At 52.8% G+C, this 20,225-nt stretch carries 18 protein-coding genes; 8 read left to right on the plus strand and 10 right to left on the minus strand.

The features are described 5' to 3' along the window. Positions 1-92 precede the first annotated feature (92 nt). The 4 genes from OGY71_RS08145 to OGY71_RS08160 all read left to right on the plus strand — a co-directional run bounded on the left by OGY71_RS08145 (position 93) and on the right by OGY71_RS08160 (position 3,708). Positions 93-1,790: a sensor histidine kinase gene (locus OGY71_RS08145; RefSeq protein ID WP_008785387.1), complete on the plus strand. Its 1,698-nt coding sequence runs from the start codon at positions 93-95 to the stop codon at positions 1,788-1,790. A gap of 14 nt (positions 1,791-1,804) precedes the next feature. Continuing rightward, entirely contained in the window at positions 1,805-2,539 is a 735-nt protein-coding gene (locus OGY71_RS08150) for a LytR/AlgR family response regulator transcription factor (RefSeq protein WP_286613091.1), read from the plus strand. A 15-nt stretch (positions 2,540-2,554) separates the two neighbouring features. Then, a complete protein-coding gene (locus OGY71_RS08155; RefSeq protein ID WP_003834867.1) occupies positions 2,555-3,418 on the plus strand; it encodes an AraC family transcriptional regulator in 864 nt (287 codons plus the stop codon). A 101-nt stretch (positions 3,419-3,519) separates the two neighbouring features. Next, positions 3,520-3,708 carry a hypothetical protein gene (locus OGY71_RS08160; RefSeq protein ID WP_032934510.1) on the plus strand — a complete coding sequence of 63 codons (189 nt, stop codon included), beginning with the start codon at positions 3,520-3,522 and terminating at the stop codon, positions 3,706-3,708. Between the two features lie 77 nt (positions 3,709-3,785). Here the strand turns inward: OGY71_RS08160 and ptsP are convergent, their stop codons facing one another. The 6 genes from ptsP to glk form a co-directional block, all read right to left on the minus strand. Continuing rightward, a complete protein-coding gene (gene ptsP, locus OGY71_RS08165) occupies positions 3,786-6,281 on the minus strand; it encodes a phosphoenolpyruvate--protein phosphotransferase (protein ID WP_286613093.1) in 2,496 nt (831 codons plus the stop codon). A gap of 23 nt (positions 6,282-6,304) precedes the next feature. After that, positions 6,305-7,345, minus strand: a complete 1,041-nt coding sequence (gene ypdE / locus OGY71_RS08170) for an aminopeptidase (protein ID WP_197385651.1) — start codon at positions 7,343-7,345, stop codon at positions 6,305-6,307. Further along, positions 7,345-8,430 (minus strand): aminopeptidase, encoded by a 1,086-nt coding sequence (gene ypdF, locus OGY71_RS08175; protein WP_125112654.1) that lies wholly within the window; start codon positions 8,428-8,430, stop codon positions 7,345-7,347. Before ypdF ends, ypdE begins: the two co-directional genes overlap by 1 nt. A 17-nt stretch (positions 8,431-8,447) precedes the next feature. After that, on the minus strand, positions 8,448-9,692 hold the full coding sequence (locus OGY71_RS08180) for a PTS fructose transporter subunit IIC (protein WP_126317612.1): 1,245 nt from the start codon (positions 9,690-9,692) through the stop codon (positions 8,448-8,450). Positions 9,693-9,712: 20 nt separating this feature from the next. Further along, the gene (locus tag OGY71_RS08185; RefSeq protein ID WP_003028254.1) at positions 9,713-10,039 is read right to left on the minus strand and encodes a PTS fructose transporter subunit IIB; all 327 of its coding nucleotides are present in this window, start codon (positions 10,037-10,039) and stop codon (positions 9,713-9,715) included. Between the two features lie 191 nt (positions 10,040-10,230). Further along, positions 10,231-11,196, minus strand: a complete 966-nt coding sequence (gene glk, locus OGY71_RS08190) for a glucokinase (protein WP_003028256.1) — start codon at positions 11,194-11,196, stop codon at positions 10,231-10,233. A 204-nt stretch (positions 11,197-11,400) separates the two neighbouring features. On the opposite strand from glk, the gene OGY71_RS08195 reads away from it, so the two are divergent. Then, positions 11,401-12,636, plus strand: a complete 1,236-nt coding sequence (locus OGY71_RS08195; protein WP_003834884.1) for an ion channel protein — start codon at positions 11,401-11,403, stop codon at positions 12,634-12,636. A gap of 2 nt (positions 12,637-12,638) precedes the next feature. Here OGY71_RS08195 and OGY71_RS08200 read toward each other — a convergent pair whose 3' ends face one another. Beyond that, a complete protein-coding gene (locus tag OGY71_RS08200; protein ID WP_197385649.1) occupies positions 12,639-14,291 on the minus strand; it encodes an alpha-keto acid decarboxylase family protein in 1,653 nt (550 codons plus the stop codon). A 182-nt stretch (positions 14,292-14,473) separates the two neighbouring features. Between OGY71_RS08200 and mgrA the strand changes: the two genes are divergently transcribed. After that, positions 14,474-15,463: an L-glyceraldehyde 3-phosphate reductase gene (gene mgrA / locus OGY71_RS08205; RefSeq protein WP_197385648.1), complete on the plus strand. Its 990-nt coding sequence runs from the start codon at positions 14,474-14,476 to the stop codon at positions 15,461-15,463. A gap of 137 nt (positions 15,464-15,600) precedes the next feature. Continuing rightward, positions 15,601-15,927 (plus strand): DUF2502 domain-containing protein YpeC, encoded by a 327-nt coding sequence (gene ypeC, locus OGY71_RS08210; RefSeq protein WP_003834889.1) that lies wholly within the window; start codon positions 15,601-15,603, stop codon positions 15,925-15,927. A 32-nt stretch (positions 15,928-15,959) separates the two neighbouring features. On the opposite strand, the gene OGY71_RS08215 is transcribed toward ypeC, so the two are convergent. Further along, positions 15,960-17,198 carry an Nramp family divalent metal transporter gene (locus OGY71_RS08215; protein ID WP_003834891.1) on the minus strand — a complete coding sequence of 413 codons (1,239 nt, stop codon included), beginning with the start codon at positions 17,196-17,198 and terminating at the stop codon, positions 15,960-15,962. Beyond that, a complete protein-coding gene (locus tag OGY71_RS23280) occupies positions 17,195-17,269 on the minus strand; it encodes a hypothetical protein (protein ID WP_418219455.1) in 75 nt (24 codons plus the stop codon). Before OGY71_RS23280 ends, OGY71_RS08215 begins: the two co-directional genes overlap by 4 nt. A 273-nt stretch (positions 17,270-17,542) precedes the next feature. On the opposite strand from OGY71_RS23280, the gene nupC reads away from it, so the two are divergent. After that, positions 17,543-18,745, plus strand: coding sequence for a nucleoside permease NupC (gene nupC, locus OGY71_RS08220; RefSeq protein ID WP_003834893.1), 1,203 nt, complete (start codon positions 17,543-17,545; stop codon positions 18,743-18,745). A 71-nt stretch (positions 18,746-18,816) separates the two neighbouring features. Here nupC and OGY71_RS08225 read toward each other — a convergent pair. Continuing rightward, positions 18,817-20,174 (minus strand): IS3 family transposase gene (locus OGY71_RS08225; RefSeq protein WP_286612912.1). Its coding sequence is split into 2 segments (ribosomal slippage): positions 18,817-19,712 and positions 19,712-20,174, totalling 1,359 coding nucleotides; the frame shifts between segments, so codons are not numbered across the junction. Positions 20,175-20,225 lie beyond the last annotated feature (51 nt).

Here is a 20,225-nt window from a genome sequence, read left to right on the forward strand (position 1 = left end):
TTTTTCCCCATTAGCTCTGAACTGCGGGGGTGCTGGTCATCCTGCCTCAGGTTACCTATCATAGTGGTTTAACCCTTGCGCAAGAGTCACCCGTGCACGAAATATTCAATATGCTGCTGGCGGTATTTGACCGGGCAGCACTGATGCTGTTCTGTCTGTTTTTCCTGATTCGTATCCGCCTGTTTCGCGAACTGTTGCACAAGTCAGCCCACTCCCCAAAAGAGCTGCTCGCCGTTACCGCGATTTTCTCCATGTTTGCCCTATTCAGTACCTGGTCAGGCGTACCGGTAGAAGGTTCTCTGGTCAATGTGCGTATTATCGCGGTCATGTCAGGAGGGATCCTGTTCGGTCCATGGGTCGGCATTATTACGGGGCTGATCGCAGGCACCCACCGTTACCTGATCGATATTGGCGGCGTAACTGCCCTACCCTGCTTTATTACCAGCATTCTGGCTGGCTGCATTGCCGGGTGGATCAACCGAAAGATCCCCAAAGCGCAGCACTGGCGCGCGGGTATTTTAGGCGGAATGCTGTGCGAATCACTGACCATGATCCTCGTCGTCGCCTGGGCACCCACCACTGAACTGGGGCTGGATATTGTCTCAAAAATCGGTATCCCGATGATCCTCGGCAGCGTCTGTATTGGTTTTATCGTGATGCTGGTACAAAGCGTTGAAGGTGAGAAAGAAGCCAGCGCTGCAAAACAGGCCAAGCTGGCGCTGGATATCGCCAACAAAACGCTACCGCTCTTTCGTCAGGTCAACAGCGAGTCGTTACGTCAGGTGTGCGAAATTATTCGCCACGATATCCACGCTGACGCGGTTGCCATCACCAATACTCAGCACGTTCTGGCCTATGTTGGCGTTGGAGAGATCAACTACCGCGATAACGATGACTTCGTCAGCCCCACCACGCAGGAAGCCATAAATCACGGTAAAATTATCATAAAAAACAATGATGAAGCGCATCGCACCCCGGAAATTCACTCCATGCTGGTGATCCCGCTTTGGGAGAAAGGCGTCGTGACCGGCACGCTGAAGATCTACTACTGTCACGCTCATCAAATCACTTCCTCGTTACAGGAAATGGCGATCGGTCTGTCGCAAATCATCTCCACCCAGCTTGAAGTCTCCCGCGCAGAGCAACTACGAGAAATGGCAAATAAGGCAGAGCTACGCGCGCTGCAAAGCAAAATAAATCCCCATTTTCTGTTTAATGCCCTGAACGCGATTTCATCGTCGGTGCGGCTTAACCCGGACACCGCACGTCAGCTCATTTTTAATTTATCGCGCTATCTTCGCTATAATATTGAATTAAAAGACGATGAGCAGATCGACATCAAGAAAGAGCTGTATCAAATCAAGGATTACATCACCATCGAACAGGCCCGCTTTGGCGACAAGCTGACCGTTATTTATGATATCGATGAAGAGGTAAGCTGTTTTATTCCCAGCCTGCTGATTCAGCCGTTGGTCGAGAATGCTATCGTCCATGGGATCCAGCCCTGCAAAGGGAAAGGTGTGGTCACCATCAGCGTTGCGGAGTGCGGCAACCGGGTACGGATTGCCGTACGAGATACGGGTCATGGTATCGACCCAAAAGTGATTGAACGGGTCGAGTCCAATGAAATGCCGGGCAATAAAATTGGTCTGTTGAATGTGCACCATCGCGTTAAGCTGCTCTACGGTGAGGGATTACATATCCGCCGTCTGGAGCCAGGCACAGAGATTGCCTTTTATGTACCTAATGTGCACTCGCCCGCAGCCGCGCCAACTACATTATTGCTTTAACCAGGAGTGAAGTCGTGAAAGTCATCATTGTTGAAGATGAATTCCTGGCCCAACAGGAACTGAGCTGGCTGATAAAAGAGCACAGCCAGATGGAGATTGTCGGCACGTTTGACGATGGTCTGGACGTGCTGAAATATCTCCAGCACAACCGCGTTGACGCCATTTTTCTGGATATTAATATTCCCTCGCTGGACGGCGTATTGCTGGCACAAAATATCAGCCAGTTCGCACATAAACCCTTTATTGTGTTTATTACCGCGTGGAAAGAGCATGCTGTTGAAGCCTTCGAACTGGAAGCTTTTGACTACATTCTGAAGCCGTACCAGGAATCACGTATTGTCAGCATGCTGCAAAAGCTGGAAGCCGCCTGGCAGCAACAGCAAACGGGAACGTCCTCTGTAAGTCCGGTGGCCCGCGAAAACGATACGATCAACCTGATCAAAGATGAGCGGATCATCGTGACCCCAATCAACGACATCTACTACGCTGAAGCGCATGAAAAGATGACGTTCGTCTATACGCGACGAGAATCATACGTCATGCCGATGAACATCAGCGAATTTTGCAGCAAGCTGCCGGCTTCGCATTTCTTCCGCTGCCACCGCTCGTTCTGCGTAAATCTGAATAAAATCCGCGAGATCGAACCCTGGTTTAACAACACTTATATTTTGCGTTTAAAGGATCTGGAATTTGAAATCCCGGTTAGTCGGAGTAAAGTGAAAGAGTTCAGACAGTTAATGCACTTATAGCGCAGAGAAAGAACGATGAAAGAGCCAGGCCTACCCGCAGACCAACAGTTTTTCGCCGATCTGTTCAGCGGCCTGGTGTTAAACCCGCAGCGCCTGGGGCGCGTGTGGTTCGCAACCCAGCCAACCACGCTACCGACCGGTAGTTTATGTATTGACCTCCCGCGCCTCGATATCGTGCTACGTGGGGAATACAGCAACCGGCTGGAAAAACAGCAGCATAGTCTGGCGGAAGGCGACATGCTGTTTATCCCGGCGAAAGCGGCGAATCTGCCCGGCAGCGATAAACCTGTGATGCTGCTTAGCCTGGTGTTTTCCCCGGCATGGCTGGGACTCTCTTTTTACGATAACCGAACCGCATCGCTGTTACGTCCAGTTCGCCGTATTGAGCTACCGCATCCGCAACGTGGCGAAGGCGAGGCGATGCTCACTGCATTAACCCATTTAAGCCGCTCTCCTCAGGCCCAGGATATTATTCAGCCGCTGGTGCTTAGCCTGCTGCATCTGTGTCGTAGTGTGGTCAATACCCGCCCTGACGCAGAGCGTCCGCGCGCTGAATTTCTCTATCACAGTATGTGTAATTGGGTACAGGATAACTATGCTCAACCGCTGACCCGGGAAAGCGTGGCGCTTTTTTTTAATATCACACCCAATCACCTGTCAAAAGTGTTTGCCCAGCACGGTACCATGGGGTTCGTCGAGTATCTGCGGTGGGTCAGAATGGCGAAGGCACGCATCATCTTACAGAAATACCATCTGTCGATTAGCGAAGTCGCACAACGGTGTGGATATCAGGACAGTGATTATTTCTGCCGCCTGTTCCGACGTCAGTTTGGCCTGACGCCCGGAGAGTACGGCGCACGCTTTCAGTCGGCGCGTTAAGTGAGACAACACCAACGCTGTTAGTAATATCCGTTTGCCCCGTTGTAAAATAGCGGCCTTTAGCCAAATCCTACTGGCTTACTCGATAAAGTGAATATGCGATGAAAAACAGACGTGCACTCTCCCTGATGTGTTTTCAAATGCTGGAATCAGGTGCGGATCGTCAGACCGTGAAAAGAGCCCTCACCTCCCGCCGAGTTAAAGGTCGTCAGGCGGTGGTTCTGCTCTGCAAGCAAGAGATGAAACTGTTAAGAGCCGGGAAACTGCCGGGGCACAACACGCCGCATTGATGATTTCACTTTCCGGTAGCGTTTACCCAGCCTGCAACCACAACGTAGCAGGCTGGATAGCGTTCTTTCAGTGAAGCTTAAAATGTCAGTTCCGCCTCCAGCAGCGCCAGAATGCTCTCGGCATCTTCAGCGGCAAACAACGACTGGCGGAACTGCTTGTTCACCAGCTTACGCGCCAGCTGCGAGAAGACCCTCACGTGGTTAATGCCTTCATCGGCACCCAGCGTCAGCATGATCACCAGTTCCACCTCGCCCATCTCAGACTGCCAGTCAACGGGCTGAGCAAGCCGGGCAATGCTGATGCTGGAATGGCGGATCCACTGAGATTTCGTGTGAGGGATTGCCACCCCAAAACCGACGGCGGTGGTAACTATCTCTTCGCGCTGCCAGACATCCTCTTCCAGCTCAAACGGATGTTCAGTGCGTCCGTTTACCCCAAGATTGCCGCACAGAAACTGGATCACCTGCTCTTTGTTGCTCAGAGATTCACCAACAAAGATATTCTCCAGCGCCAGCAGCGGACGCACATCTTTTTGCGGTGCAAACTGATTCAGCAGATCTTCAATCTCCTGAGCGCTACGGCACTCGCAGGCCTGCATAGCGAGTTCGCGGCATGCCTGGCTGTTCAGTTGACGAAGCTGACTTTTTACCGCCGGAATACGTGGACTGCTCATACTCAGCTCATCGAGTCCTAAACCCAGCAGCAACGGTAAATAGCGTCCTTCGCCGCCGAGTTCTCCGCAAATACCCACCCATTTACCACGTTCGTGCGCCACGTGAACAATCTGCTGCAACATACGCAGGAACGACGGCGTAATCGGGTTGTACAGCGGCGAAACGCGTGGATTATTGCGATCGACGGCGTACAAGTACTGGGTCATGTCATTTGAACCAATACTGAAGAAATCCACCTCATCGCAGAAATGGTCGATGATGTAACACACCGAAGGGACTTCAACCATAATCCCCAATGAGATTGTCGGGGCATGACGTAAACCGTCTGCTTTCAGCGCCACCAGCGCTTTTTGCAGTTCGCTTTTTACCCACAAAATCTGGTCAAGGCTGTGCACCATCGGGATCATCAGCTGTGCGTTACCGAAGGTCGCCGCGCGTAGGATGGCACGCAGTTGGGTACGAAACAGTCCGGCAAACTCCGGATAAATACGCACCGCACGGTAGCCGAGAAACGGATTATCTTCCTGCGGAATATTGAGATAGCGGATATTCTTATCACCACCGATATCCATGGTGCGAAAGATAACCGGCTTGTCGCCTGCGGCCAATAAAACCTGCTGGTAGGCTTCAAACTGTTCCTGCTCGTCAGGAGCGCTGTCGCGGTCCATAAACAGCATTTCAGTACGAAACAGCCCGATCCCTTCCGCACCATTGGCAAATGCACCCGGCGCTTCGAGCGCGGTGCCGATATTCGCCGCAACGTCAATACGCTGATTATCTTTGGTCAACGCGGGCTGGGCGGCATCAAGCGCCTGCCGCCGCTGGCATTCATCGGCCAGCTTCTGCGCTATCGCGTAATAGCCGCGAACTGCATCGTCCGGATTGATGGCCAGTACCCCACAGCGAGCATCCAGTACCGCAGGCTGCCCTGCATAGCGGCTAATAGCCTCCAGCGGTAAGCAGCTAAGCACCGGAATAGCAGATGCGCGAGCGAGAATCAGGGTATGCGAGGTGCGCCCTGTTTTCTCCAGGATCATGCCAGACAGATGCTGCAAATCGAGGCTTAAAAACTGGCTGGGCGTCAAATCCTCAGCAACCAGAATCGTCGGCTTATTCAGCGCCAGCGCATTGCGCGGACGTCTTTCAGGCCAGGTGATGTGCAGCAGCTGTTCGCTGATATCACGGATGTCACTGACACGCTCGCGCAGATAATCGCTACCGGAGGCCGACAGCTTATCGCACACCTGTTCCATATTGGCGACGATTGCGGCCCCTAGCCCCAGATGCTGCTCCAGCATTAAGCGGCGAATATTCCCGGCAAACTCGTCGTCCTGAATCAGGGACAGATGCGCGCTGAGGATGGTTTTACTCTCGCCGTCGCGCTCGCGCAGTTGTTGATTGAGCTGTTCGGCAAGCGTCGCCAGACTGTGTTCCAGCCGGGTGTTGTCTTCCGCACTCGCTGCAATGGCGCGATAGCTTTCCAGATTATCGCTCTGCCAAAGCGTGAGCGTACCTGCCCCCACGCCCCCTGCCAGCATAGTGCCATAAAGAAGGTCTGGATTGAGACGAATCAGCGAACGTGGCAACGGATGTGCCGCCAGTTCCTCCGGAGTCGGTTGAACGCTATCACTGTCAATAAACCGGTGCTGGAGATACTCCTCCAGCACTCGCCGAGCCTGTTCTTCATCGCGACCGGTGATGGTTAAGCTACAGCTGTCGTTAAACAGCGTCCCGGTGCCAATCAGCGCCAACGAGCTTTTCGCATCCGCCTTCGCATTCTGGCGATGGTTAATAAATATCACCTCACTTTGCCATTGGCTGCACTGCTCTTTCAGCTCCCACGCCGGACGAGCATGCAGACCATTGGGTAACGGGCAAAGAAATTGAATCGTTAGCATAACAACTCCTGATTAGCGCGAAATCAGCACCTGAAATCCGTCAGATGAGCCACAGTTTCGCACGTAAGATGTGAAATAAGAGCCGACAACAACTGCTGGGTCTGAATAATGTCACGACAGTCAGCAATCGATGCCGCGCAGTGCCCATGCCGCGTGGCGGGCCCCATGACAACCGTTGGGACCCCCGTGCCGCTGACGTGCACCGCACCGCCGTCGGTGCCGCCGTTACTGAACATGTCGAGCTGCAGGGAAATCCCCGCATCAGCGGCCACGCTTTCCACCCACGCAGTCAGCTTTGGTGGTGCAATCAGCGATTTATCGCTTAACACCAGCATTGGGCCTTTACCAGTCTGCCGATGGTTGGCCGCACCATAATCAAAGTTTTTGGCCCAACAGGCGGTATCCAGCACGATTGCCACATCCGGTGCGACTGCGCGTGCTGCTGTTTGTCCTCCGCGCAGTCCTACTTCTTCACTGGAGCTGGCCACCAGCCAGACCTCACAAGGGAGAGTTGCGTCATGCCATTCGCGCAGTAGCGCCACCAGCAAATAACATCCAAGTCGGTCATCAAAGGCTTTGCCCATGACTCGCTGATGCGGCAAAACCTGAAAAGTTGTATCAAAGGTGACACGATCGCCAGGGCGTACTCCGGCCTGAAGTACTTCGTCACAAGATCGCGCACCAATGTCTACCCGCAGGGCACTGACCTCATTACCGCTGCGCTCTCCATCAAGCAGACCGGGAATTTTGCTCTCTTCACGGGTGGTAATCCGCACCGGCTGCAATTGTCTGGCCGCCATACGCACATTTCCCACCGGCAATACATCGATAGCTCCTTCGCTGGAAATGCTACGTACAATAAATCCCACTTCATCCATATGCGCGCAGATCATCACCTTCGGACCGGTTGATTCATTGAGCCGGATCAGCACCGACCCCAGGCCATCAAAGCGCACCTCTTTATGCAAACGATCCGCCTCTTCAAGCAGGATCTGACGCACTTCTTGTTCTGAAGAGGCGATCGCATCCGCCTCGCTCAGCGCTTTCAGTAGCGATAAGTCCATTACGCCTCTCCCGTGTGTAACAATGTTTTCGCCATGGTATAGAGCACCTCTCCGCCATCTGGCGTAACCAGCACCACATCCTCAATACGTACTCCTCCCTGCCCCGGTAGATAAATACCCGGCTCAACGGTGAGTAGCATGCCAGCTGCCAGAGTCGTTGTGTCATTAGGGGAAAAACGAGGATTTTCATGCACCTCAATACCAATAGCATGTCCGGTATTGTGGCCAAACGCGTCGCCATAGCCCGCCTGCGTAATAACCCGCCTGGCTGCGGCATCCACCTCATTGCAACGCGCGCCTGGTCGAATTGCTGCCACCGCAGCACGCTGCGCCGCCAGGACAATCTGATACACGGCAAACAGCGCGCTTTCTTCCGCTGGCAGGTTGACGTCGGGGATGCGAAAGGTTCGCGTCATATCCGAACAATAGCCCTGATACTGTGCGCCAAAATCCAGCGTAATGAACTCACCCGCCTCAACACGTTTATCGCTGGCTTTACCGTGCGGCAGCGCACCGCGCCAGCCGCTGGCGACAATGGTGTCAAAAGAGGCTTTGTCTGCGCCGAGCGTGCGCATAAACCACTCCAGTTCAGCGGCAATTTCGCGCTCACTGAGACCTGGTTGAATAAAGCGGCGTATATGTGCAGCGCTAAGGTCGGCGATCCGGCAGGCTTCGCGGATGCAAGCTATCTCCTGCGCCGTTTTCACCTGCCGGAGTACGTCCGGTACGGCGCTCACTAATCGGGCGCACAGTTTGCCCGACCACGCGTTCGCCGTTTCCCAGCTTACCTGCTCACCTTCGAATCCCACCGTCTGCAGCTTTTCGTTCGCAATGATGTGATTCACCTGCGAATACAGCGTCTGTGTTCCATCGAGTAGATGGATCTGATAGCCCTGAGTACGCGTGGCGACATCGGTGTAGTAACGGGCATCGACCAGGATATGCGCACTTTCGTGGCTGATAAACACAAACCCTGAACTGCTGGAGATCCCCATATGTGGCTGTTTGTTCTGCCGCGATGACAGCAGCATCGCATCAAGATGTTGCGCTGTTAACCAGTCGCGCAGCGAGGCAAGTAAGCTCATGGTCACAATCCTTTTAATCAGAGACTTTCAATCAGCAATTTGCCTTTGCGATACATCATGTTGCGCAGGAACACCACCATCAGCGCCGTAATCACCGCGCCTAACAGGATCCCCGCCATATAGACGCCGAGGTTAGTTACCAGCGGCCACGCCCAGATAGCCGATTCCGGGAACCACTGCACCGCCCCCAACCAGACGGCAGCCGTCGATCCAACAATGGCACCAACCATGTAGGAAGGAATTGCCGTGATGGGACTTTCCAGCGCAAATGGGATCGCCCCTTCACTGATGCCCATAAACGCGAGGAACATCGCCGTTTTTCCCTGCGGGTAGAGCTGTGCGCTGAACAGACGTTTGCCGGTTAAGCGACGATCAATAAGCGTGGCCAGCCCAAGACCAATCGGAGGAATGACAATCGCAATAGAACGCGCGGTTACCGGTAGAACGTGATCGGTGGTAAAGCTGAAGGCGACAAAACCTGCTGCTTTATTTATTGGGCCACCAAGGTCAATCGCCGTTGCCGCGGAAATACCCATCGCATACATCAGCGTGCCTTTCTCGCCAGCCGCCGTCAGCAGAGTACGGATCCCGCCGTTGATCCAGCCGCCAAACGGTGTGATCACGTAGTACATCGCCAGCATGACGAATATCGCGGAAAGAATGGGCAGTAAAAAAGTGGTTTTGAACGCCAGCAGGAAATCAGGCAACTGGATTTTTTGGTTCATCCACTTCACCAGATACCCGGCGACAATCGAGATAATCAGCGCGCCAATAAAGGTTGACGGTACGGGAGCACTGGTAGCCCATTGCAGCGTCGCGGGGTCAAAATTCAGTATCTGCGTGGGCTGAGTGGACATCAGCCCACCGATAAACCCCGCCGGAAATGCCAGCTTGCCGCCGATAGAGTTAGCGACAAACGCGGCAAACATCGGGATAGCAAAGCCAAACAGCACGCCGCCGAAAGATTGCGACAGCCAGGCAAACTTCAGCAATGAGAGATTAAAACCAGTAAATTTTCCGCTGTTCAGCGCATCCATGATGCCTGTGTCAGCAGGAATATCGAGCCAGCTATAGGCGATCAGTTGCGAGAAGGCGAGAATGACCCCGCCCATAATTAACGTCGGCACCATGCGTGAAATACCCGACATCACATGCTGCGGAAGTTCGCCCCAGAAGCTATTGCGGGAGGCCGGTGGATTTTTTATTGCCGCCGCACCAGATGCGCCAGGCACAACGGTTGCACTGCGTTTTTTAATGGCCATACGTAATTCCCTGTCGATGATTATTGTTGTTCAGCGGCAACCATCTCTTCGATCTCTTTAATGATGCCGGCCGCATTTTTTATCGCGTCCTGTAGCGTAATTTCATAGACGTCACGCGACTCAAAACGCTCGTTATCTTCTGGAGTAACAGCAACAGAGTGGATGATTAACGTCGCCTCAGCGATATCCTGCGCCGTCAGACGATTTTGAATTCCGTCCGCGCCCTGAGTTTCAATTTTCACTTCATAACCCGCTTCAACCGCCGCTTCTTCCAGCGCCTGAGCCGCCATAAAGGTGTGAGCCAGGCCCATTGGGCACGCGCAGACGGCAATCAGTTTTTTGCTCATAATCATTTCCTCGTAATAGTTAACGAGTGAAATTATGGTCTGAGGAAAGTAACAACCGTTATCAGACAAATAATGCTTTTACTGGACATTTAATCCCGTCATTCGGAAATGTGACGAAGGTCGGAAAGGTAGGCGGCAGGCATAAAAAAACCGCGTAATTTACGCGGTTTTGCAGGTTTCTGATTGATGAATTAAAGAATATGGCCTAACGTCTGACGTAAATGCGCACCAGCGCCAAGTAGTCCAGGATTATCGTGCACGATCAGATACACCGGAATATCCTGCACATAGGCTTTAAAACGGCCTTTATCTTCAAAACCACCACGGAAGCCCGACGCTTTAAAAAAGTCGAGGAAGCGCGGCACAATACCGCCGGCGATGTACACGCCGCCAAATGTGCCCAGCGTTAACGCCAGATCGCCACCAAAACGTCCCATGATGACGCAGAACAGCGACAGCGCACGACGACAGTCAATGCAGGAATCTTCCAGCGCCCGTGCGGTGATATCCTTCGGCTGCAGATTTTCCGGCAGGCGTCCGTCAGATTTGACGATGGCGCGATACAGATTCACCAGTCCCGGACCAGACAGCACGCGTTCTGCGGACACGTGACCTATTTCCGCGCGCAGAACCTCAAGGATAATTCCCTCTTCCTCGCTGTTAGGCGCAAAATCCACGTGGCCGCCTTCACCAGGGAGACTTACCCAGCGTTTATCCACGTGGACCAGATGCGCCACGCCAAGCCCGGTTCCTGCGCCATAAACCGCAATAGGTTTGCCTTCCACAGGTTCCGCACCACCAAACTGAATTAAATGCTCTTTTTTCAGCATCGGGATCGCCATCGACACAGCGGTGAAATCATTGATGATTTCCAGATGGCTGAAGCCCAGGTTTTTTTTCATCTCAGCAATAGAGAACGCCCAGGTATGGTTGGTCATTGCCACCCAATCGCCGGTTATCGGACAGGCAATGGCAATGCAGCCATCTTCGACGCTGACGCTATGCTCATCCAGGTACACGCGCACCACCGCTTCGAGGCTAGGGTAATCCAGCCCGGAATAGGTTTTTGCCTGCGAAATCTCGCCGCTGGCAATATCGCACAGAGCAAGACGCGCGTTGGTGCCGCCAACATCCCCTACTAAAGCATATTTTGTCATTCTTCCACTGCTCCGCTAAAGTCAGAATAAATCTTTGCCACACTGTAAATTCATGGGGACATAACAACAACGGTCTGAAGGCTGATGCCCGTGGAAAATCGATCCAGATCACACAATTACTTTATCGTTTCAGCACCATTTGCAGCGATGTCGTCAGGCAGGCTGTGCAAACTATGTCTATGACTCTGTTTTAAGGAATAGAAAATGCTCCATCCGCGAGCCAGAACGATGCTCTTGCTATCAACCCCAGCGCTAATCATTGGCATAGCGTCCAGCCTGGTGTTGATCGTTGTGATGAAAGTGGCTTCCGTTTTACAGCAGTTTTTGTGGGAACGTCTGCCTGTTAGCATCGGTATAGCCCAGGACTCTCCGGTCTGGATTATCGGTATGCTGACGCTCACGGGGATCATGGTCGGGTTAGTTATCCGCTACAGTCATGGCCACGCAGGTCCGGATCCGGCCTGTGAACCGTTAATTGGCATGCCGGTGCCAACATCAGCAATACCGGGCCTGCTGGCAGCGCTAATCCTTGGCCTCGCGGGTGGCGTCAGTCTGGGTCCGGAACACCCCATCATGACCGTAAATATCGCTCTGGCAGTAGCACTTGGTAGCCGCATGTTTCCCCGTATAGCGAAACTGGACTGGACCATTCTCGCCTCTGCCGGCACCATCGGCGCACTATTTGGTACCCCCGTTGCCGCCGCGTTGATATTTTCGCAAACGCTGAATAGCTCAAACGATGTGCCCTTGTGGGATCGCCTGTTTGCGCCGTTAATGGCCGCCGCCGCGGGTTCGCTAACCACCAGCCTGTTTTTTCACCCCCATTTTTCACTGCCCATCGCGCACTACACGCAGATGCACTTGACGGATATCCTCAGCGGCGCGGTTGTTGCTGCCATCGCCATTGCCGCTGGAATGGTGGCCGTCTGGTGTCTGCCGCGTTTGCACCATTTAATGCATCGATTAAAACACCCGGTGCTGATCCTCGGGACAGGCGGTTTTATCCTTGGCATTTTGGGTGTTATCGGCGGGCCGCTTACCTTGTTTAAGGGACTAGACGAAATGCAGCAAATGGCGTTTAGCCAAACGCTGGGGACATCAGATTATTTCATGCTCGCCGTCATTAAGCTGGCGGCATTAGTGGTTGCAGCAGCGAGTGGTTTTCGCGGCGGACGAATCTTCCCGGCGGTATTCGTTGGCGTCGCGCTTGGCCTGATGCTGCACGCCCATGTTGAAGCGGTGCCGGCTGCCATCACGGTTTCTTGCTCTATTCTCGGGCTGGTGCTGGTCGTCACCCGCGACGCCTGGCTGAGCCTGTTTATGGCAGCAGTGGTGGTGCCAGATTCCACCCTGCTGCCGCTGCTGTGCATCGTCATGCTGCCCGCCTGGCTGCTGCTGGCGGGCAAACCGATGATGGTCGCTGAGCGCCCCGATAAATAGAGCTATCCGCCGTTGCGAGATTCCAGCGCACGGGTCACCGTGCGCAATAATTCAGGAAGATCGGCTTTCGGTAGCACCACCTCAATTAACGACAGTCGTTGCGGTTGGGACAGCCGGGCCAGCACTTCTTCCAGCTGTACCGCCTGCTTCACCCGCCAGCATTCGGCCTGACATTCACGACTAAACGCCTGCGGCATCAACGTCCAGCTCCAGGCGGCAATGTCGTTATAGCGCTGATTTTCCCCGTGTATGGCCCGCTCCACGGTATAACCGTCATTGTTGAGCAGTAAAATAACCGGCGATTGCCCATCTCTGAGCATGGAGCCCAGCTCCTGAATGGTGAGCTGCGCCGCGCCATCACCAATAATCAGGATCACCCGACGGTCCGGACAGGCCGTTTGCGCACCGAATGCCGCCGGGAGCGCGTAGCCGATAGATCCCCACAACGGTTGAACCAGGACTTCCGCCCCGCAAGGTAATGAGAGCGCAGCCGCGCCAAAGGCGGCGGTTCCCTGATCGACGAGGATAATGTCATCAGGCTTCAGAAACTGCTGCACCGTGTGCCAGAAGTTTTCCTGCGTCAGTGGGCCCTTTTCAACCTGAACACGCCTAGTTGGCGGACGTTCTGGCGGCAGAGAAAACGACATTTCCAGGCACAGCTCACGTAATGTGGTGACCGCCTGCTCCATCGGGATGTTAAACCAGTGGGATCCAATTCGTGACGCATGGGGCTGAACGTCAATGGTGCGATCCTGCGGTAGCTGTTGTGTAAACCCAGCTGTCAGGGTGTCGACAAATTGTGTGCCGACACACATTATCGTATCGGCATCTTCTATCGCCTGACGTACATAATCGCTGCTGGCTCCGGCGCTGTACGTGCCAACAAACGCCGGGTGACGCTCATCAAACAGTCCTTTGCCCATCAACAACGTGGCATGAGCCATCGGCGTTTCCGCCATCCAGCGCTGTAAAACCGGCTGCAGACCAAAACGCAGCGCGAGGAAGTCGGCCAGCAACGCTACGCGTGGGCTGTCCAGCAATCGTTCACGGGCATGGTAGCGAAACGCCTCTATCACGCTGCTTTCCGGCTCGCTCAGAGGAACACTCATAATATCATTCGGTGGCGTAGCAGGCTGTTTAGCCACATCAGCAGGTAGCATCAGATAGCCCGGCCTGCGCTCGCTGAGCATCATTCGCAACACACGGTCAATCTCATAGCAGGCATTTTGTTCATTCAGCACCGCGCTGGCCGTCGTTACCGCCTGCTGCATGCGGTAAAAATGCTGAAAGTCACCGTCACCCAAAGTGTGATGCATCAACTCTCCGCGACGCTGCGCGCCGCGACAGGGTGCGCCGACAATATGCAAAACAGGAACATATTCCGCGAAGCTACCCGCGATACCGTTAATTGCGCTTAACTCCCCCACACCAAACGTGGTGAGCAGCGCCCCAACCCCGGATACCCGGGCATAGCCATCTGCCGCATAAGCCGCATTCAATTCATTCGCACACCCGACCCAACATACGTTGGGATGTTCAATCACGTGGTCAAGAAACTGCAAATTATAATCGCCCGGCACACCAAAGAGATGGCCGACGCCACAGCCTGCCAGCCTGTCGAGCAGATAATCAGCAACGGAATACGGGGTTTGCATGACAGCTATCCTTCTGACGGTAACCTCATGTTGAGTATCGAAGAACTGTGATGACTGTCCAGGAAAGTCGCTGTGAAGGGGTGGAAAGCAGGATTTACAGTTTTGGTGGTTAAAATTCATTGAAGAATCGGCGGTGTAACCGTATACACTGGAAGACACACGCATTGTGGAAGGGGGGTGACATGGTTTATCACGCAGATGAAAATCGTTATCAGACAATGGAGTACCGCCGCTGCGGTCAAAGCGGCCTTAAGCTCCCGATTGTCTCACTGGGTTTGTGGCACAATTTTGGCGATACCACGCAGGTCGAGAACAGTCGCGCATTGTTACAGCGCGCATTCGATCTGGGGATTAACCATTTTGATCTGGCAAATAACTATGGTCCACCGCCGGGTTCGGCAGAACGGAATTTTGGTCGGATCCTGCAGGAAGATTTTTTACCGTGGCGAGATGAGCTTATTATCTCCACTAAAGCGGGCTACACCATGTGGGAAGGTCCCTACGGTGACTGGGGTTCACGCAAATATCTGATTGCCAGTCTCGATCAAAGCCTGAAGCGTCTGGGGCTGGAGTATGTCGATATCTTCTACCACCATCGCCCCGACCCTGAAACGCCGCTCGAAGAAACCATGCGCGCGCTGGATCACATCGTCCGTCAGGGCAAAGCGCTGTATGTAGGGTTGTCTAACTATCCCGCGGATCTTGCCAGGCAGGCGATTGAAATACTCGACGATTTAGGTACGCCATGCCTTATTCACCAGCCCAAATATTCCATGTTTGAACGTTGGGTCGAAGGTGGCTTGCTGTCGCTATTACAGGAAAAAGGTGTCGGCAGTATCGCCTTCTCACCGCTGGCTGGCGGACAGTTAACCGACCGCTATCTGAACGGCATTCCTGCGGATTCTCGTGCGGCAAGCACCAGTCGCTTTCTGAATCCGGACCAGATCACTCCACAAAAACTGGAAAAAGTGCGGGCGCTGAATGTGCTGGCAGAACGACGCGGGCAAAAGCTTTCCCAGATGGCGCTGGCATGGGTGTTACGGGATGACAAAGTCACGTCAGTGCTGATTGGCGCGAGTAAAACGGCGCAGATTGAAGACGCTGTCGGCATGCTGGCAAACCGTCACTTTACGTCTGAAGAGTGCGCGGAGATTGATGCTATCCTGAGTTGATTGAAATAAAGACACATTTATTAACAAAAAGTGCTCTCACTTGCGATTTAAGAGTTAAGGCGATGAAACGGGGCTTTACTGCCCCGTAATATTACGTTAACAGGCCGGCTACGGCTCGATCGTGAAGGAGAGAAAATATGTTCAGGTCACTGATTCTGGCGGCAGTCTTATTGGCTTTTACACCGCTGGCCGCGAACGCTGGCGAAATCACCCTGCTGCCATCAATAAAATTACAAATTGGCGATCGCGATAACTACGGTAACTACTGGGATGGCGGCCGCTGGCGCGACCGGGATTACTGGCACCATAACTATGAGTGGCGAAAAAATCGCTGGTGGCGTCATGACAACGGCTACCATCGTGGCTGGGACAAACGCAAAGCTTATGAGCGCGGTTATCGTGAAGGCTGGAACGATCGTGACGACCATCGCGGTCGCGGGCGTGGCCACAAACATCATCATTAATGTAACAAAAGGGCCAACAGGCCCTTTTGTTTTTACAAACCGAGTGCGGTTCCTACCAACAGCCAGATATTGAGCGCCACCACCAGCACAACAATCACCCAGCCTACCTGTTTTACCCATCGGGTATTCACCAAATCGCCCATCAGCTGACTGTTGCTGGTGAAGATCAACAGCGGCACCAGCGCCAGTGCAATACCAAAACTGAGCAACACCTGGCTCATCACCAGAATACGCGTCGGATCCAGTCCCATCAAAATCACAATAAATGATGGCATCATGGTGACGGTACGGCGTACCCATAGCGGAATGTGAAAGCGGATAAACCCTTGCATCACCACCTGCCCGGCCAACGTACCGACCACGGTAGAAGAAAGTCCCGCAGCCACCAGGCTTAAACCGAATACCGTCGCCGCAGCGTGACTCAACAGCGGTTCAAGTGTCAGATATGCTTGATCGAGATCGGCAATACCGGTATGCCCACTAAAATGAAATGCAGCGGCAGCCGTCGCCATCATCGCCAGATTGACAAATCCAGCAATCGTCATGGCGATTGCCACATCCCATTTCGTGGCAGCATAGCGCTGTTGACGTGTTCCGCCGTGCAGATGCTGAGTTAAGGAAGAGTGCAGATAAATGACGTGTGGCATGATAGTCGCGCCGAGCACGCCAGCAGCCAGGAACACCGCTTCGGAATTAGGCAGGCTCGGGATAACCATTCCCTTGCTAAGTTGCGCGAAGTTCGGCTGGGAAAAGATCAGTTCCACAATGTAAGCCGCAGCCACAAACAGCAGCAAGCCGCCAATCACTTTTTCCAGCGGTTTTTGCCCACGACGCTGCAACATCAGAATCAAAAAAGTCGCGATACCGGTGAGCACGGCCCCCTGCAATAACGACACGCCGAGGATCAATTTGAAACCAATCGCGGCACCAATGAATTCAGCAAGGTCTGTCGCCATGGCGATAATTTCGGCCTGCACCCAGTAGAACCACACCACCGGACGAGGATAGTGATCGCGAATTTGCTCCGCCAGATTTTTACCCGTGGCAATACCCAGCTTTGCCGACAGCACCTGAATCAGCATCGCCATCAGGTTTGCCCAGACCACCACCCACAACAGTTTATAGCCAAAGCTGGCCCCTGCCTGGATGTTGGTGGCGAAGTTGCCCGGATCAATGTAGCCGATCGCCGCGATGAACGCAGGTCCCATTAATGCGAGCTTCAACTTGCGCGCTGCCCGTCCACTGCTACTCTCAACGCGATCGTTAGTCATTTTAGTGCCTCAGAAACATAGCCTTTGCTATGTTTCAAGCTACGCCTATTGAGAATGATTATCAAATTCATTTTGATGGGTGAAGTTGATTTCTCTGATAGCGTTTGTCTATGGATCGATAAGGATTTTGGAAATACCGGTGAGATGTTTAATTATTGTTATGAGATTAGCACAATGACATAACTTTTCACTTCCATACTAAACATAACAGAAGTGTATCACCGATCACTAATTTTGAATCTCGTCACAGGTCCTTATTATAGTGTGTGTTTGATCTCGTTTTCTTTATGGTTGTTACATAGAATGTGCACGAAAACTAAACCTGCCTCATATTTGGAGCAAATATGGACCGCGTTCTTCATTTCGTCCTGGCCCTTGCCGTGGTTGCGGTACTCGCACTGCTGGTAAGCAGTGACCGTAAAAAAATCCGCATTCGTTATGTTATTCAATTGCTTGTTATTGAAGTGTTACTGGCATGGTTCTTCCTGAACTCTGATGTCGGTCTGGGCTTCGTGAGAGGCTTCTCCGAGATGTTTGAAAAACTCCTCGGATTCGCTAATGAAGGGACAAACTTTGTCTTCGGCAGCATGAACGACAAAGGACTGGCATTCTTCTTCCTGAAAGTGCTGTGCCCAATCGTCTTCATTTCCGCTCTTATCGGTATTTTGCAGCATATCCGCGTTCTGCCGGTTATCATCCGCGCGATTGGTTTCCTGTTATCCAAAGTGAACGGTATGGGCAAGCTGGAATCCTTCAACGCCGTCAGCTCCCTGATCCTGGGTCAGTCCGAGAACTTTATCGCCTATAAAGATATTCTCGGCAAAATGTCTCGCAACCGTATGTACACCATGGCTGCAACGGCGATGTCGACCGTTTCCATGTCTATCGTCGGCGCGTACATGACCATGCTGGAGCCGAAGTACGTGGTTGCAGCGCTGGTTCTGAACATGTTCAGCACCTTTATCGTGCTGTCGCTGATCAACCCGTACACCGTTGATGCCAGCGAAGAAAACATCCAGATGTCTAACCTGCACGAAGGCCAGAGCTTCTTCGAAATGCTGGGTGAATACATCCTGGCAGGTTTCAAAGTGGCAATTATCGTTGCAGCTATGCTGATTGGTTTCATCGCGCTGATCGCGGCCCTGAACGCCCTGTTCGCCACCGTGACCGGCTGGTTTGGCTACAGCATCTCCTTCCAGGGCATCCTGGGCTACATCTTCTACCCTGTTGCATGGGTAATGGGTGTGCCGTCCAGCGAAGCGCTGCAGGTGGGCAGTATCATGGCAACCAAACTGGTTTCCAACGAATTCGTTGCGATGATGGATCTGCAGAAAATTGCCGCCACGCTCTCTCCGCGTGCAGAAGGTATCCTGTCCGTGTTCCTGGTCTCCTTCGCTAACTTCTCTTCCATCGGTATTATCGCCGGTGCGATTAAAGGTCTGAACGAAGAGCAAGGTAACGTGGTTTCCCGCTTCGGTCTGAAGCTGGTGTACGGCTCTACGCTGGTGAGCGTACTGTCTGCATCTATCGCCGCACTGGTGCTGTAAGCGTAAGACAACGTCGTATTGATAAGACCGGGGAGATTCTGAACTGACCCCATAATGTTGGACAGTTTATTTTAAGCGGTTATCTGGGCCTGGGTTCGGTACTCTACCGGACTCAGGCCTTTCAGTTTCTGTTTTATTCTTTCATGGTTGTAATAGTGGATGTAGTCATCGATAGCCATGCGCAACTCGCTGATATTCTTGTGTTCCGTGAGGTAAAAACACTCAGATTTCAGTGTGCCGAAGAAGCTCTCCATCACTGCATTGTCATGACAGTTTCCCTTTCTTGACATGCTCTGTTTTAGACCCGCCTCCTTTAGCCGGTTCTGATAATGCGCCATCTGATATTGCCAGCCCTGATCTGAGTGGAGCAGCGGGTATTCGTTTTTGCCCAGTACAGATATAGCCTTCGACAGCATGTTATCCACCATCGACAGAAGAGGACGGGACTCCATCTGATACGCTACTATTTCTCCGTTATACAGATCCAGAACCGGGGACAGATACAGCTTTTCTCCGCTTATTTTAAATTCCGTGACATCTGTTACCCACTTCTGGTTGGGTTTATCCACACTGAACTGCCGGTTCAGTACATTACCCGCAACTTTCCCATGCCGGCCTTTGTAAGAGTTATATTTCTTCCTTCTGATACAACAGGTTAAATCTAACACCTTCATTAACCTCTGAACCGTTTTATGGTTCAGTAAGCTTCCTTCCCGGCGGCCAGCCAGCGTGATTCGCCTGTATCCATACCGTCCTTTATGTTTATGGAACAGCGTTAAAATATGCTGCTTATCATCGGCATATTTGTCTGGTTTTTTACCGTTGGCCAGTTGCCAGTAGAACGTGCTTCTTGCCAGCCCTGCAGCTTTTAATAAGCGTGCAAGAGGGAACTTCAGCCTTAACTCATTCACGACCTGCGCTTTATCCCGCGTCCTGACGTGCTTCTTTCCCTGAGTAAGGCCTGCAGCTTTTTTAGATATGCCACTTCAGCACGCAGTTGTTCAAGTTCCTCACGTTCATCCGGAGCAAGAGGGGTCTGCAAAGGAGGGACGGGGTGATTCTCAGGGCGTTCTGGCATCGTTTTTTTCCTGCGTCGACTGTCTGTAAGGGCTTCTAATCCCCCTTCATCATACAGTCGTTCCCACTGACTAACAGTGGAAAAGGCAGGGATAGTGAATTTTGCACAGACTTCGCGAACAGACAGCTGGTGTTCACGCATATGCAGGATAACGGACTCTTTAAAAGCAGGAGAATAGGTGAAATGCCGGGTTGTAAGCCCGGCTTCGCCATGGAGCTTCCAGGTAGCAGACCATTTACGAACGGCACTGTGATCGATACCAAAACGTTTTGCAGTCGCCTCCTGTCCTTCCAGCCCGGAAAGATAGTGCTGCACAACCTCAAGCTTGAAGCTGAGAGAATACTTGCTCATAAAAAACTGCACCTTACTTCGTTGGGTGTCCAACTTTTTGGGTGCAGTTCA

The organism is Citrobacter sp. Cpo109 (assembly GCF_030332565.1).
GTDB lineage: Bacteria > Pseudomonadota > Gammaproteobacteria > Enterobacterales > Enterobacteriaceae > Citrobacter > Citrobacter portucalensis.